Source organism: Nitratidesulfovibrio sp. (assembly GCF_040373385.1).
Classification (GTDB): domain Bacteria; phylum Desulfobacterota; class Desulfovibrionia; order Desulfovibrionales; family Desulfovibrionaceae; genus Cupidesulfovibrio.
This window is the reverse complement of the sequence record NZ_JBDXXH010000005.1, coordinates 135,441-149,754: the sequence shown is the minus strand read 5'-3', so window position 1 is coordinate 149,754 and position 14,314 is coordinate 135,441. Positions and strand designations below refer to the sequence as shown.

Genomic DNA, 14,314 nt, shown 5'->3' with positions numbered 1-14,314 from the left:
TCCTCGCCCCCGTCCGGAGACGCCTCTCCATCCCTAAGGACTATGGTGTCCGGAACCGCCCGGTTCGTGCGGAGCACTGCGCGTCAGCGCCTGCCCCGCCCCGGCGCTATCGTTGTGCGCCAAACCTGCGGTCCCAGTCGAAATCTCGTCGCGTGACCACATCCTCCATGCGGCGGATGCGACCTTCCAGCCGGTCGAACTTTTCCTTCAGCCTGCGCAGCGCCTCGCCGCGCGAGGACACGTAGCTGCCGTAAAAATCGCGCTCGCCCACGTTGGCCGGTTGCAGCACCGGGCGCGGCTTCATCACCAGCCCGGCCAGCACGTACAGCCCCACCACGGGCCAGAACCCGGTGAACAGGGCCGCCGCCACGAACAGCGCGCGCACCATGAATACCGACATTCCGAAATGTTGCGCAAGCCCTTTACAAACACCCATCAGCTTGCCGTCGCGGGCGCGGTACAGGGTGCGGGGGCCACGGTCTTGCCAGGCATCGCGCCCGCCGCGCAGGCCGTCCCAGGCGTCTTCTTGCTGCGTGCCCGCGTGGCGAAAACCGCCGCCATGCCATCCGGCCCGGCACGAGCCGTCACGGTCGAATCCGTTCCCGTCGCGGCCCTCACCGTTGGAGCAATGCCGCCCGCCCCGGCCCATTCCGGAACGCCTGTCGAACCTGTCTTCGGGGCCAGCCATGGTCATTCCCTCCCCTGCTCGCGCGCGGCATCGCGCCCGGCGTCATGCCGGGCCCGCCCCGCCGTGCCGTCCGGATCAAGCAGCAGCGTTTCCAGCGCCTCCACCCGTTCCTCCATGCGGCCCATGGCCCGGTACATCTCCTGGATCATCCGGGCCTCGTCGTCGTGCGCCGGGGTGGCGCCCTCGCGGGTGCGCAGCAGGCGGTACAGGATGGCCAGCAACAACACGGCCACCAGGGCGGGCAACACCATGAACCAGAACATCATGACCGGCCCCAGCTGCGCCATGACGGCGAATAGTTCCTCGAACATGTACGGCTCATGCATGCGTGGCCTCGAACTGTAGTGCCGCCGTGCGCCGGGGCCTGGGCCGTGGCGCGGGCAGCGGGGTGGCAAACCCGAATGGCATCGCGGGCGTCAACACGTGCGGCGCAGATGGTGCGACTGGCACGCCCGACGCGACCGGTGCGCCCACATGCGGGACGGTGCGCGACCGGTTCCGGCAGGAGCGATACCGCGCGGGCATCCAGCCTAGCCTCTGCAACCTGCGGGCGCAAGGCGGTTACTCCGCAGTGCCGGAAACTTCACCGTGGCGCGGGGCGGCATTGCCCTTGCCGGAACCGGCCGCGCGCTCGTCCACGCGGGTGCGCAGGGCGGCCAGTTCGCGCTCCAGTTCCTCGCGCGTTTCCATGTCCGCGAAGGCCGCATCCAGCCCGTTGGGGCCGCCACGGCTGCCCGAGGGCATGCGCACGGCGTCGGCTTCTGCCTCCATGTGTTCCACGCGGCGCTCCAGTTCCTCGAACCGGTGCATCACTTCCAGCGATGCGGCGCGGCGCACGTCCTCGCGGGCCTGGCGACGCACCCGGGCATGCACGTGGCGCTGCACCAGCATGCGCTGCTTGTCGCGCGCGGCCGCCAGCTTCTCGTCCAGCACGTCCATGTCGCCCTGGGTGCGGGCCACCAGCGCGTCGATCTCGTCCAGTTCGCGGCGCAGCGCGTCGGCGCGCTCGTTCTCGCGGCGGCGTTCCAACAGCGCCTCGCGCGCAAGGTCCTCGCGCCCGGAGGTCACGGCCAGTTCGGCGCGGCGGTTCCAGCGGTCCACCTGGTCCAGCACGCCGTCCAGTTCGCGGCGCACCCGGCGCGCCTCGGCCATGCTGGCGGCGCACCCGGCCTTCAGTTCCACCAGCGTTTCCTCCATCTCGCGGATCATCAGCCGGACCAGCTTTTCCGGGTCCTCGGCCTTGTCCAGCATGGCGCTGATATTGGAACTGACGATGTCCTTGAATCGCGAAAAGATACCCATGATCGCCTCCTGCGGTGCGCTGTACGTTGGTCCGCCAGGAAAAGCAGCAACCGTGCCAGCCAGCCCGCAGGAGGCAACCACGAGCAATCACGGGGAATTACCTCAACATGCCGAGCGATGGATATCGCTCGCAAAATTGATTTACCCCAATCTCTGGTGAAAATCACCAAAATATGGTTGAATTAACCATGCACGATCGCACGCGCGCTGCCGCGTCACCTGCCCTGGCCGAGGCCATCGGCCAGTCGGACGCGTTTCTCGCCTTTCAGGAGGCGCTTTCTCGCGTGGCGCGCGTGGACCGGCCCGTGCTGCTGGCGGGCGAACGTGGCACCGGCAAGGAACTGGCCGCCGCGCGGCTGCACTATCTGTCCCCGCGCTGGCAGGGGCCGCTGGTGGTGCTGGACTGCGCGGCGCTGGCCCCCACCCTGGCCGAGGCGGAACTGTTCGGCCACGAGGCCGGGGCCTTTACCGGGGCCGGGGCGCGCCGGGCCGGGCGTTTCGAGCGGGCAGACGGCGGCACGCTGTTCCTGGACGAGGTGGGCAACATTCCCCCGGGCGTGCAGGACAAGCTGCTGCGGGTGGTGGAATACGGCGTGCTGGAACGGGTGGGCGGCACCCAGCCCGTGCGCGTTGACGCGCGCGTGGTGGCCGCCACCAACGCCGACCTGCCCGCCATGGTGGCGCGGGGGCACTTTCGCGCCGACCTGCTGGACCGCCTGAGCTTCGAGGTGCTGGCCGTGCCCCCCCTGCGCGAACGGGGCGACGATGTCGTCCTGCTGGCCCGCCATTTCGCGGCCAGCATGGCGGCGGAACTGGACCTGCCCGATACGCCGGACCTGTCCCCCGCCGCGCTGGCCCAGTTGCTGGCCCACCCCTGGCCGGGCAACGTGCGCGAACTGCGCAACGCGGTGGAACGGGCCGTGGCCCGGCTGGACGATGGGGGCATGCGGCGAGACGGCGCGAGACCGGCGGGCCGCGCCCCGCGCATCGAACATTTCGACCTTGATCCTTTCGCGCGGCCATGGCGGCAGGGACCGGCAGTCCCCCGTTCCGCCCCGGCCACGCAGCCCCCACCCTCCACGGGGGCCATGGCGGACGGTGCCGGGCCAAGGCGCGGTCCCGGCACCGTACCGCCCACTGGCGCCAATCCGGATGGCGCCTGCCCCGATGGTCCCCGCCCGGACGCTCCCGCTGCGTCGTCTCTCATCGCCCCGCCCCTGCCCGGCGTGCCCCTGCCGGAAGCCATCCGCCAACTGGAACTTTCCGCCCTGCGCGCCGCGCTGGACCGCGCCCGGCACAATCGCCGGGTGGCCGCGGAACTGCTGGGCATCTCCTACGATCAATTCCGCGGCTTGTACCGTCGCCACCGGCAGGATATGGAACCGTAACCAGCCGTCTCCACACGGCACCTCGCCGCGTCGCGCGCACACCGTCAGCACCAGGAGGCACGCCATGTCCCATACCGATACGTCCGCCACCGTCGCCACCCGCAACATCTACCTCGAAACCCTGCCCATCGGGGAAGCCGTGGACCGCGCCCGCGCCGCGCTGGACCGCACCGCGCTGGTCCGCGCCGAAACCGTGGGCTCGCACGAGGCCGCCGGGCGGGTGCTGTCCACGGCGGTGTACGCGCGCTATTCCTCGCCCACCATGCACAGCGCGGCCATGGACGGCATTGCCGTGCGCGCGGCGGACACCTTTGCCGCACGCGAAGGCCACCCCGTGGTCCTGCGCCGGGGCCAAACCTATCACCCGGTCAACACCGGCCACCCCATGCCCGAAGGGTGCGACGCGGTGGTGATGATCGAGCACGTGGCCCAGCTGGACGCGGACACCGTGGAAATCGAGGCCCCGGCCTTTCCGTGGCAGCACGTGCGGCGCATCGGCGAGGACATCGTGGCCACGGAACTGCTGTTTCCGCGCAACCACCGGCTGGCCGCCTGCGACGTGGGCGCGCTGCTGTCCGGCGGTATCTGGGAGGTGCAGGTGTGGGAACGGGTACGCATGCGCATCATCCCCACCGGCGACGAGGTGCTGGACTTCACCACCAGGCCGGAGCCGGGCGCCGGGCAGGTGGTGGAATCCAATTCGCAGGTGCTGGCGGCCATGGCCCGCGACATGGGCTGCATCGTCGAACGCATCCCCCCGGTGCCGGACAACCCTGACACCCTGCGCGCCGAGTTGGCCCGCAGCCTGGATGACGGCATGCACGTCACCGTGCTGTGCGCGGGTTCGTCGGCGGGCAGCAAGGACTTTACCCGGCAGGTCATCGCGGCGGAAGGCCGGGTGCTGGTGCACGGCATCCAGGCCATGCCCGGCAAGCCTTCGCTGCTGGGCGAATGTCGCGGACGGCTGGTGGTGGGCGCGCCCGGCTACCCCGTCAGCGCGGTGGTCTGCTTCGACGAACTGGTGGCCCCGCTGGTGGCGTGGATGGGCCGCACCGTACCGGCGGACCGACCGTCAGCCGAGGTGCACCTGACGCGCAAGGTACCCTCAAAGCTGGGGGTGGAGGAATTCTTGCGGCTGGCCGTGGGCCGCGTGGGCAACCGGCTGGTGGGCACCCCGCTGGGACGCGGCGCGGGCAACATCACTACCCTGTCGCGGGCGCAGGCCGTGGCCCGCGTGCCCGCCCTGTCCGAGGGCGCCGCCGAGCACGATGTGCTGCGCGCCCGGCTGACCGTGCCCGAGGCGGTGCTGGATTCCATCCTGGTCTGCGTGGGCAGCCACGACAACACCCTGGACGTGCTGGCCGACGAACTGATGGGCGGCGAGCGGCCCTTCCGGCTCATTTCCACCCACGTGGGCAGCATGGGCGGCATCACCGCGCTGCGCGGCGGCTCGTGCCACTTCGCGGGGGCGCACCTGTTCGACCCGGAAACGGGCGACTTCAACTTTCCCTTCCTGGACAAGTACCTGCCCGACATGGACGTGCGGGTGGTGAACCTGGCCATCCGGCATCAGGGGCTCATCGTGGCGGCGGGCAACCCCAGGAACATCCGGAGCGTGGAAGACCTTGCGCGTGGCGATGTGCGGTTCATCAACCGCCAGCGCGGCGCGGGCACGCGCATCCTGCTCGACTGGCACCTGGGGCAGGCGGGCATCGCCCCTTCACTGGTGCAGGGCTACGACAAGGAAGAGTTCACCCACATGGCCGTAGCCGTGAACGTGCTGACCGGCGCGGCGGATTGCGGCCTGGGCATTCACGCCGCCGCGCGGGCGCTGGGGCTGGACTTCGTGCCGCTGGCGCGGGAGCGGTACGACATCGTGATTCCCGCCGCGCACATGGACGATGCACGGGTGCAGGCCGTGCTGGCCCTGCTGCGGGACGAACGGTTCCTGAAGCGGGTGGAAGGAATGGGGGGGTACGAGACGGCGCTGTCCGGACGGGTGATGGAGAAGGGTATGGGGCTGGATGGGTAAGCGACGGAAAGGTTGAGCGAAGGCAGCACCCCCCGCAGCCTCAAGACGTTGCCCTCGGCTCATCCGGGACATTGCGCGGCGCTCCGCTCAAAGACCGGACGGCACTCCATCGGCATAGCCATCAAAGACATACCCGTTGAGGAACTGGCGCCGCCACAGGAAGGCCCGGTCCACCGCACTCAGTTCCGCCTCATCGCAGGCATCGCCCCAAGAGATCACGATACTGTCCACGAGGCTGTTGATGATCCCGCGCGCCTCCTTGTCGGTGAGCAAAAAGGACGATGCCGACAGTCGGCAGCTTTCCAGCTGACTGCGGCGGTCATCTCCATGGATCAGCATCGCTTGGCTGGCTTCCCGGCCCGTGCGCGCTTGCGGGCAAATGTCGTACGCGGGGGTAAGTTCAAGACGCTCGCCATCCCAAAAGGCTGCGTGATTGCGAGCGTGATCGTCCGTATTCCCGGCCAGCACGTTGAAGACCATGCGCCCGAACAATTCGCGCAGCGTCGCCTGCGGATTGACAAAACGCGCGCGCACCATTTCGGCCAGGTCCTGGTAACTTGCGTAGCGCGCCTGCATTTCCCCCAAACCAAGCATGGTCAGTGCCGAGACCATGGCACGGCGTACCCAGCCATTCGGACCAGGCTGCCGGTCGAACCGCCGGACAAGCAACACATCCTTGCCATTGGCCTTCTCCAACCGTACCGGCGCGACATCCAGCCCCGCCATTGCCGCCAGGCGCATGGCCACGTACTCGGCCTTCACGACTGCATAGGTGTCATTGGAGCCGGAAAATTTGGCGATGCATTTACCATCGTCCCCGTCGATCAATGCCTTGGGCCGCGCCCCGCCAATGGAACTGCCGTGAAACAGCGCCTTATCGAGCGCGGGAGGAACGGGCTCTCCGCGATCGACACGTTCGGCGGCCTCCAGCAGATCCGCAAGCGTTGCGTTTTCCTGCTCGCGCGGCGTGTAGGCAGTCGCAGAAGCCTGAAAGTCAAGGGCACCAATCCGGTCCGATCCGGAATGGAGCATAAAGGTCAACTCACCGAAATCGATGGTACTTGCGGCGTCACCGTGAAGCCCGGTCAGCCGGTTGATGATAACGCGCCGCCCCCAGGCATCGGGCGTTCCGTCGCGCAGGCAACTGGCCATATCCAGCGGCGCCCGTGGGGGGATGGCCCCTTGCTCCAACGGAAGTTCCGGCAGATAGATCGGAATGGCGTCCGGCCGTTCCAGATAGGAACGACCGTAGTTGAAGACATGCAACCGATTCTCGAGGACAACCCGCCCCGCAACCACGGGTTCCAGCGCGCCGGGCAGCCAGATCCACACGAAAGCTTCCGTGGCGGGCGCATGACGGGCTGGCACATGCTCAGAAGTCATCCTGCACCTCCCCTCGCGGCTTCCGGACCGACTGCGGCAACAGGGCCAGCTTGTCATCCACCCGCGCGACCTGCGCGGCAAGCCCTTGAGGCTCGGCAACGAACAGCGGCACGCCCACAAGCACCGCAGCTTCGAAAACCAGCCCGATCTCGACCTTCGGATGGCCCTTCTCGATGAGTTGCAGCGTGCTGCGCGCTATGCCTATTCGTGCCGCCAACTCGGCTTCCGACATCCTGCGCTGCTTGCGTGCCAGACGTATCTGCCTGCCCATCAGGGCCAGGGCCTCGGCGGTCACTCGGGAATAGGTGCGGACATGCGCTCCCATGGAAACCTCGCTGACTGTTATGGCAGGCATGAAACCATTTCATGACCGCCATAACGGGCAAATAGCACAGCCCCCTCACTGCAAGCAACCAATGACCGGCATGCCGGTCATGAAAATGCACCACGACCGGCACCCCGGTCATTCGCCACTCGGAACATCACGCCACTTGCCGGACTCCTGGCCATGCGCGGCGACGTTCACCGAGGCAACCTCCTCTTCAGCCCTGGGGCACGCGTGTCACACTGAGCCCGCAAATCCCTCAGTGCCTACCCCCGGCGTTGCAGCAGGTTGCCCGCAACGATGAGCACAAGCCCCGCCAGCGTGGTGGGCAGTATCCGCTCGCCCAGCAGCAGCGCAATGAACACCAGCGACAGAAACGGCGAAAAGAAGATCAGGTTGCCGATGCGCGCAGCCGACTCCGTCAGCCGCATGGCCTTCAGCCAGAACACGAAGGCAATGCCCATCTCGAACGCGCCCACGTACGCGGCGGCGGCAAGGCCGGGCAACAGGTCCGCCCGCAGCGGCAGCGTGGAAAAAATGCACGTGGCCGCCAGCACCAGCGGCAACCCTACGGCAAAATTGCAGAACAATCCCAGCACCGGCTCCAGCGGGCTGCGCGCGTTGCCGATCCAGTACAACGCCCAGATCACCGTGCTCACCAGCGCCAGCGCCACCCCGGTCACATTGCCCCCGGCCAGCGCGGCCACGTCGCCCCGCGTGGCGATGACCACCACCCCGGCATAGCTCACGGCCACGGCCAGCAGTTCGCGCCGGGTCACCTGGTGCCCCAGCAGCGGCACGGAGAGCAGCGTCAGGGTGATGGCCCAGGTGTAGTTTACCGGCTGGGCCACCTGCGCGGGCAGCAGCGCATACGCCTTGAACAGCACGATGTAGTAGACGAAGGGGTTCAGCACGCCCAACAGCCCGGCCCGCAACAGTTCGCGCCGGGGCACCCCCGCCAGTTCGCGGACCAGTCCCCCGAATCCGTGACGCACCAGCAGGATGGCGGCCAGCACCAGCAGCGACACCGCCGTGGACACCAGCAGCAACTGCAACGGGTCCAACTGGCGCAGGGCCAGCTTGAAGGCCGTGGCCACCGTGGACCAGATGGCCACCGTGGCGATGCCGTACAGATAGGCTTTGCGCTGGTCGGTGCGCGGCTTGGCAGCGGGAGGCGGGATGGGGGCAGGCGATGCGGGCGTGCCGTCACCGAAAGGCCCGGCGGCCCTGCTGCCGCCCCGGACACCGGTCGGGGGGGCCGTCGAAACGCCAGCAGCATCGCCAGCCATGTCGTCAGCCATAGTGTCGGGCGTACCGCCGTGGGGAGTGGTCATGGGCGCCTCCTGTCGCGTGTACTAGCACCGCCGGACAGACAATGCCAATGGCGACGGCCTGCTGCGTCCGGTACGGAACCGGATGCAAAGGATCACGCCTTTGCGCAATCCGGATTCCTGCTGTATGCTTGAGGACAATCCGCACCGCCAGCACCGGAGGCCGCCATGCCCTCGCACCCCGCCCCGACCACCCTGACCTCCCAGACCGACCCGACCGACCTGCGCGCGCAGCACCCCACCACGGCGGCACCCCTGACGCTGTTGCGTTCCCTGCTGCTGGCCGTCCTGCTGGCTCTGCTGCCCGCCTGCGCCACGCCCACCCTGGCGGAGCCGGTTGCGGCCAGTGCCCCCTTTCCGGACATCCCCCTGGAGAACGCCGCCACGCCCGCCCAACTGACCGCACTGGGCCTTTCGGGCGAAGGGCCGTGGAAGCTTTCGGACATCCGCCCCGCCTTGTCCAGGACATCGGACATGGCGCCGCTGGTACTCATCGAAATCTTCAGCATGTACTGCCCGCACTGCCAGCGCGAGGCACCGCACATGAACCGCCTTGCCGAACTGCTGGCAGCCTCGCCCCTGAAGGACCGCATCACGGTCATCGGGGTGGGCGCGGGCAACACCCGCACGGAAGTGGACCTGTTCCGCGAACGCTACGGGGTGACCATCCCCCTGTTTGCCGACGCGGACCTGACCGTGCACGAACAGGTGGGCGAGCCCGGCACGCCGCACTTCTTCCTGGTTTCGCTGAAGAACCGCACGGCACCGACCACGCTGTTCTCGCGCACAGGCCGCATGGCCTCGCCGCAGGCCTTTCTGGACGAACTTTCCGCCATCGCCCGACGGAACAACTGAACCCGCCGGGCAGGCCGCACCCCCAAGCCCCCTGAAAGGTAGCCGACATGCCGCGCAATACCGCACATTCCACGGTCAGGGTGCCCGCTTGCGCCGGACGGACGCATCCCTGCCGCGTCATTCCGCTCCGGCTGCCCGCCCGCCTGCTGGCGGTGGCCATCCTGGCGCTGGCCCTTCTGGCGGGCCTGACCGCCGCCGTGCCGTCGCAAGCCGTCGGGCTGCAAGACCTGATCTACCCGGAAGGGCCCCGCAAGCCGATGGACAGCGTGCTCAAAGTGGCCGTGGGCGACCCCGCCCCGGACTTCGTCCTGCCCGCCCTTCCCGGCGCGTACACCCAGGAAGGCGGCACCGGCAAAATCCGGCTGTCCGACTTTCGGGGCAAACGCGCCGTGGTCATCTCGTTCGTGCCCGCCGCGTTCACCCCGATCTGTTCCGGTCAATGGCCGGGCTACAACATCGCCCGCGACGAATTCGAGCGGCGCGGCGCGGTACTGCTGGGCATCACCACCGACAACCTGCCCTCGCTGTACGCCTGGACCCGCGAAATGGGCGAACGCCTTCCCGGAACCGGCAGCGGAAACGACGAGGGGCACGGCGCGGGCCAGTCCTCGCCCCCGCCCGGCAAGGGACGGACAACCGCACCCCAGCCCGGCGGAACTGGCGGCCCCCCGAACGGCCCGGTCGATACGGTCGGTACGGACGGCACGGCCACCGGGGTGTGGTTTCCGGTGTTGTCCGACTTCTGGCCGCACGGCGCGGTTGCCGCGTCCTACGGCGTGCTGCGCGGCGACGGCATGGCGGAACGCGCCCTCGTCATCATCGACAGGCAGGGCATCATCCGGCACATCCATGTTTCCGACGTGAACAAGCGCCCCCCGCTGGACATCATCCTGCGGGCGCTGGACGCCCTGCCCGCGCCCTAGCCTTCCCCGGCATCAACAAAGCCCCCAGGAGCCCCAATGCCCCGCTACACCGGCTTCAACCATCTGGCCATGGTCACCGGCGACATGGAGTCCACCGTGCGCTTCTGGCGCGACCTGCTCGGCATGCGCATCGTGGCCGGGCTGGGCCACCCAGGCTACCGCCAGTATTTCTTCGAGGTGTCGTCCGTGGACATGATCGCCTTCTTCGAATGGGACGGCGTGACCCCGGTGGAGGAAAAGGACCACGGCGCGCCCGTGCGCGGGGGCGTGGTGTTCGACCACATCTCCGTGGGCGTGGCAGCGGACGACGACCTGTGGGAGCTCAAGGACAGGCTGGAGGCCGCCGGATTCTGGTGCTCCGAACTGGTGGACCACGGCTTCATCCATTCGCTGTACAGTTTCGACCCCAACGGGCTGGCCATCGAATTTTCCGCGCCGGTGCCCGGCGTGGACGTACGGGCAGCCCCGCGCATGACCGATACCCAGCCCGTGCCCGCCGCGCAGGAAGGGCCGGAACCCGTTCCCGGCCACTGGCCGCCGGTTGCCGCGCCCACGCCACTGGCCGATCGTCGGGTGTACCCCGGTGAAGGCGACGACTTCCTGCGGGCCAAGCGCAACGCCTGGGACACCCTGAAGCGCAACCCGGCATGACGCCAGGCGGGGGTGCGCAACGGCCCCCCGACACGGCGTCGCATGTCCCCGGCCTTCTTCAGCCGTTCTTTCCGCATGCGTGCACTGCCCATTCCGCGAGTGCAGCAACTCATTCGCCGCTCCCTGGCCGCATCCGGGAGCGGCGTTGCGTTTTCCCCTACTGCCACTCAAGCCAAGGTGTATTCCGTTGCATGCAAAAAAATAATGGAATTGAGCATCGCGTGGTGATAATGCAGTGCCCATGCGCGTAGCGGAGTGCGCCAGAGCATGGTGTTTACCGACAAAACGGTGGATCATGCAACAGCCTGAACCGCTTCCCGCATGCGGAGTGCGACGATGGCGGCCGGCGTGGCCCCATCGATGACGTTGCACCTCCGCCACCGCAAAGGAGAACCGAAATGGAAGAATATCTCAAGCAGGCCCTCGACATCGTGAAGGCACAGGCCAGCGTCCGCACCATGAACGAGGAAGAGATCAGCTCCATGGTGCAGAAGATCGCGCTGGCCATCCGCAAGATCAGCGATGGCGCACCCTGCGAGGAGCAGGCCGCCCCCGAGGCGCCGCTGCCCGACGCCTCGAAGGCACTGAAGGAAAAGTCCATCACCTGTCTGGAATGTGGCAAGACCTTCAAGATCCTTACCCGCAAGCACCTTGCCTCGCACGACCTCACGCCCGACAGCTACCGGGACAAGTACGGCTACCGCAAGGACATGCCCCTGGTCTGCAAGTCGCTGCAACGCGACCGCCGCAAGAAGATGAAGGACATGAAGCTGTGGGAGAAGCGCCGCAAGCCGGTGTAAGCTGTGGCGGGCAATCCGCCCTGCCCCCCGTCCTCCATCCCGCTCGTCACCATTCATGCCGCGCATGAAGGATTCCGGACGCCCCGGTGGCACCTGCCGCCGGGGCGTTGCCGTTGCGGCGCGCGCCCCGACGCTGCACGTCCGCAGCTACGGGCGGACCACAACGGGATGGCCCGCCCCCCCCACAAGAACAGGGAGCAGCGCTGAAGCGCCGCTCCAGCCCGTGCCAGTGGACACATGAACACCGCGCGGATAGTGTGCGCCCACCGGTCGTTCCCTGGCCATCCACAATTCACGTCACCGGCCAGCCCACCGGTCGTGCCCCCGGCGACACGCCCGCCCGGCATTCCGGCGCGACGCGCGCCACGCACCCCTTGCGCCAACCACCGCCATGACCGCACCACGCACCGCCCCCGTCTCTTCCGCCACACTGGCACTGCTGCTCGCCATGCTGCTGTGGAGCAGTTCGTTCATCGCCATGAAGGTTGCGCTGGAAGGGTTCGACCCCATGGTGGTGGTATTCGGGCGCATGGGCATTTCATCGGCGGTGTTCCTGGCCCTGTGGCGCAACTTTCGCCACGTGCGCTACCGCAAGGGCGACTGGAAACGCCTGGGCGCCATGGCCCTGTGCGAACCGTGCCTGTACTTCGTGTTCGAGGCGCATGCCCTGCGCTACACATCGGCCTCTCAGGCGGGGATGATCGTTTCGGTGATGCCGCTGTGCGTGGCCGTGGCCGCGTGGACCGTACTGGGCGAACGACTGGCCCGCCGGGTGTGGTTCGGCTTCGCGCTGGCCATCGTCGGGGTCATCTGGCTGAGCCTTGGCGGGGCAAGTTCCGACAACGCGCCCAACCCGCTGCTGGGCAACCTGCTGGAACTCTGCGCCATGGTCAGCGCCACGGGCTACGTCATCAACGCCAAGAAGCTGTCCGCCACCTATCCCCCGCTGTTCATCACCGCCGTGCAGTCGCTGGCGGGCAGCGCGTTCTTTCTGCCGCTATTGTTCCTGCCCACCACGCAACTGCCGGACGCCTTCCCGCTGCTGCCCACGCTGTCCGTGGTCTATCTGGGCACGTGCATCTCGCTGGGTGCCTACGGGCTGTACAACTTCGGCGTCAGCCGCCTGCCCGCCGGGCAGGCCTCGGCGTTCATCAACCTGATTCCGGTAATCACCCTGCTCATGGGCCGGGTGCTGCTGGGCGATCAGTTGACGCCGCAGCAGTACGCGGCATCCGCCCTGGTGCTGGTGGGCGTGGTGCTTTCGCAGGGCCGGGGCGCCACCGTGCCCGAAAAGGGCGCGTCGGACGACACCGCGCTACAGCCGGGTACGGGACGGTAGCACTTTCAGCTTCGCACACGTGCCGGCGCAACCCCTTGCCCTGCATCCCGTCTCACGTCATTCATTCTCTCCACGCGCAAATGGCCCGGCACCATCTTTAGATGTTGTCGGGCCTTCACGTTATGGCGCTGACGCAATCGAAATCAATTTCACTTTGTCCCGCAAGATGACATCTCACTCACACAATTGATGCTTTGTGCTTGCGCAAGAACACCCGCGAATACACGCATGTGCGAACTGAAAAACATCACAGCCGGATATCGGACCACCTGTAGACAGCCGCAAGCATGTGACATTTGCATTTTTTCAGCCAAAACCCCCTCTTCGATACATCACAACAGGAGAGGCCTCATGCACTTGTCCGCAGCCATTCATCTGTTTTTACAGCACTGCCGCATAGAGCGCGGCCTCTCGAACCTGAGCACCAACGCCTATCAAATCGATCTCCGCCAGTTTCTGGCAATTGCTGCCGATACCGAAGAGCTCTGCGTTGCGGATATCGACAAACATCATATCCGCACACATCTGAACTGGCTCGACACACGCTACAAGCCACGCAGCATTAAACGCAAGATTGCCACGTTGAAATCATTTTTCGCTTTTCTGGAACAGGAAGAATACGTCGAAACGTCTCCGTTCCGGAAACTGCGTTTGCGCATGGAACGGGCCAAAAGCCTTCCCCGCACCCTGCCCGTGACATCCGTAGAACGGCTGCTTGCAAGCGCCTATGAGGCTCGGCGCGGGCTACCGCCGCAATCCGAAACTCATCTGGCGGTCACGCGGGATATTGCCGTACTGGAAACGCTGTTTTCTACAGGCGTGCGTGTTTCCGAACTCTGTCGGCTGAAAACCACCGATGTCGACCTTGAACAGCAGCGCATTTTGGTCATGGGCAAAGGCAAGCGGGAACGCGTCATCCCCCTGTGCGAAGAGGCCACACTACGCGCGCTGGGAGATTACCGCACAAGCTGCGCCGAATTCCTGCGTCACGGCGATGCATTTTTCCTCAACAGGAACAAACGCCCACTTTCCGACCAGTCCGTCCGGCTCATCATCAGGAAATATCAGCGGCTGTCACGCATTCCAGAGAACGCCACACCGCACATGTTCCGGCACACCATTGCCACCCTGCTGCTGGAAAACGGCGTGGATATTCGCAACATCCAGACGCTGCTCGGCCATAGTTCACTGGCCGTCACGGAAATATACACCCACGTAAGCGTGTCCGCCCAACGCGAAGCCCTAGGCAAGGGGCATCCCCGGCAGGCGTTGAATTTGAAGGGGGACTATCGATAAC

Annotated in this window: 14 protein-coding genes; 8 read left to right on the top strand and 6 right to left on the bottom strand. The window is 66.9% G+C overall.

Going from position 1 to position 14,314, the window contains the following annotated elements:
- Positions 1 to 106 precede the first annotated feature (106 nt).
- From pspC to pspA, 3 genes are all read right to left on the bottom strand, one after another.
- On the bottom strand, positions 107 to 688 hold the full coding sequence (gene pspC / locus ABWO17_RS10920; protein WP_353118449.1) for an envelope stress response membrane protein PspC: 582 nt from the start codon (positions 686 to 688) through the stop codon (positions 107 to 109).
- 2 nt (positions 689 to 690) lie between these two features.
- Positions 691 to 999, bottom strand: a complete 309-nt coding sequence (gene pspB / locus ABWO17_RS10915; protein ID WP_353118447.1) for an envelope stress response membrane protein PspB — start codon at positions 997 to 999, stop codon at positions 691 to 693.
- 250 nt (positions 1,000 to 1,249) lie between these two features.
- Positions 1,250 to 1,990, bottom strand: coding sequence for a phage shock protein PspA (pspA, locus tag ABWO17_RS10910; protein WP_353118445.1), 741 nt, complete (start codon positions 1,988 to 1,990; stop codon positions 1,250 to 1,252).
- Between the two features lie 188 nt (positions 1,991 to 2,178).
- On the opposite strand from pspA, the gene pspF reads away from it, so the two are divergent.
- Both pspF and ABWO17_RS10900 read left to right on the top strand, forming a co-directional pair.
- Complete coding sequence (pspF, locus tag ABWO17_RS10905) at positions 2,179 to 3,378, top strand: phage shock protein operon transcriptional activator (RefSeq protein WP_353118444.1); 1,200 nt, start codon at positions 2,179 to 2,181, stop codon at positions 3,376 to 3,378.
- 64 nt (positions 3,379 to 3,442) lie between these two features.
- On the top strand, positions 3,443 to 5,410 hold the full coding sequence (locus ABWO17_RS10900; protein WP_353118442.1) for a molybdopterin biosynthesis protein: 1,968 nt from the start codon (positions 3,443 to 3,445) through the stop codon (positions 5,408 to 5,410).
- Between the two features lie 87 nt (positions 5,411 to 5,497).
- Here the strand turns inward: ABWO17_RS10900 and ABWO17_RS10895 are convergent, their stop codons facing one another.
- The 3 genes from ABWO17_RS10895 to ABWO17_RS10885 all read right to left on the bottom strand — a co-directional run bounded on the left by ABWO17_RS10895 (position 5,498) and on the right by ABWO17_RS10885 (position 8,452).
- Entirely contained in the window at positions 5,498 to 6,793 is a 1,296-nt protein-coding gene (locus ABWO17_RS10895) for a type II toxin-antitoxin system HipA family toxin (protein ID WP_353118440.1), read from the bottom strand.
- The gene (locus ABWO17_RS10890) at positions 6,783 to 7,148 is read right to left on the bottom strand and encodes a helix-turn-helix transcriptional regulator (RefSeq protein WP_353118438.1); all 366 of its coding nucleotides are present in this window, start codon (positions 7,146 to 7,148) and stop codon (positions 6,783 to 6,785) included. The genes ABWO17_RS10895 and ABWO17_RS10890 overlap by 11 nt, the downstream gene beginning before the upstream one ends.
- 236 nt (positions 7,149 to 7,384) lie before the next feature.
- The gene (locus tag ABWO17_RS10885) at positions 7,385 to 8,452 is read right to left on the bottom strand and encodes a DMT family transporter (RefSeq protein WP_353118436.1); all 1,068 of its coding nucleotides are present in this window, start codon (positions 8,450 to 8,452) and stop codon (positions 7,385 to 7,387) included.
- A 165-nt stretch (positions 8,453 to 8,617) separates the two neighbouring features.
- On the opposite strand from ABWO17_RS10885, the gene ABWO17_RS10880 reads away from it, so the two are divergent.
- The 6 genes from ABWO17_RS10880 (at position 8,618) to ABWO17_RS10855 (ending at position 14,313) form a co-directional block, all read left to right on the top strand.
- Positions 8,618 to 9,304, top strand: coding sequence for a TlpA disulfide reductase family protein (locus ABWO17_RS10880; RefSeq protein WP_353118434.1), 687 nt, complete (start codon positions 8,618 to 8,620; stop codon positions 9,302 to 9,304).
- 47 nt (positions 9,305 to 9,351) lie between these two features.
- Positions 9,352 to 10,227, top strand: a complete 876-nt coding sequence (locus ABWO17_RS10875; RefSeq protein WP_353118433.1) for a redoxin domain-containing protein — start codon at positions 9,352 to 9,354, stop codon at positions 10,225 to 10,227.
- Between the two features lie 36 nt (positions 10,228 to 10,263).
- Complete coding sequence (locus tag ABWO17_RS10870) at positions 10,264 to 10,878, top strand: VOC family protein (protein ID WP_353118431.1); 615 nt, start codon at positions 10,264 to 10,266, stop codon at positions 10,876 to 10,878.
- 398 nt (positions 10,879 to 11,276) lie between these two features.
- Positions 11,277 to 11,678, top strand: coding sequence for a Ros/MucR family transcriptional regulator (locus tag ABWO17_RS10865; protein WP_353118429.1), 402 nt, complete (start codon positions 11,277 to 11,279; stop codon positions 11,676 to 11,678).
- Between the two features lie 391 nt (positions 11,679 to 12,069).
- Entirely contained in the window at positions 12,070 to 13,017 is a 948-nt protein-coding gene (locus tag ABWO17_RS10860) for a DMT family transporter (RefSeq protein ID WP_353118427.1), read from the top strand.
- A 351-nt stretch (positions 13,018 to 13,368) separates the two neighbouring features.
- On the top strand, positions 13,369 to 14,313 hold the full coding sequence (locus ABWO17_RS10855; protein WP_353118425.1) for a tyrosine-type recombinase/integrase: 945 nt from the start codon (positions 13,369 to 13,371) through the stop codon (positions 14,311 to 14,313).
- Position 14,314 lies beyond the last annotated feature (1 nt).

Coding starts and splice junctions, on each gene's coding strand:
- pspC (WP_353118449.1), bottom strand. CDS start 688: ATGGCTGGCCCCGAAGACAGGTTCGACAGGCGTTCCGGAATGGGCCGG.
- pspB (WP_353118447.1), bottom strand. CDS start 999: ATGTTCGAGGAACTATTCGCCGTCATGGCGCAGCTGGGGCCGGTCATG.
- pspA (WP_353118445.1), bottom strand. CDS start 1,990: ATGGGTATCTTTTCGCGATTCAAGGACATCGTCAGTTCCAATATCAGC.
- pspF (WP_353118444.1), top strand. CDS start 2,179: ATGCACGATCGCACGCGCGCTGCCGCGTCACCTGCCCTGGCCGAGGCC.
- ABWO17_RS10900 (WP_353118442.1), top strand. CDS start 3,443: ATGTCCCATACCGATACGTCCGCCACCGTCGCCACCCGCAACATCTAC.
- ABWO17_RS10895 (WP_353118440.1), bottom strand. CDS start 6,793: ATGACTTCTGAGCATGTGCCAGCCCGTCATGCGCCCGCCACGGAAGCT.
- ABWO17_RS10890 (WP_353118438.1), bottom strand. CDS start 7,148: ATGCCTGCCATAACAGTCAGCGAGGTTTCCATGGGAGCGCATGTCCGC.
- ABWO17_RS10885 (WP_353118436.1), bottom strand. CDS start 8,452: ATGACCACTCCCCACGGCGGTACGCCCGACACTATGGCTGACGACATG.
- ABWO17_RS10880 (WP_353118434.1), top strand. CDS start 8,618: ATGCCCTCGCACCCCGCCCCGACCACCCTGACCTCCCAGACCGACCCG.
- ABWO17_RS10875 (WP_353118433.1), top strand. CDS start 9,352: ATGCCGCGCAATACCGCACATTCCACGGTCAGGGTGCCCGCTTGCGCC.
- ABWO17_RS10870 (WP_353118431.1), top strand. CDS start 10,264: ATGCCCCGCTACACCGGCTTCAACCATCTGGCCATGGTCACCGGCGAC.
- ABWO17_RS10865 (WP_353118429.1), top strand. CDS start 11,277: ATGGAAGAATATCTCAAGCAGGCCCTCGACATCGTGAAGGCACAGGCC.
- ABWO17_RS10860 (WP_353118427.1), top strand. CDS start 12,070: ATGACCGCACCACGCACCGCCCCCGTCTCTTCCGCCACACTGGCACTG.
- ABWO17_RS10855 (WP_353118425.1), top strand. CDS start 13,369: ATGCACTTGTCCGCAGCCATTCATCTGTTTTTACAGCACTGCCGCATA.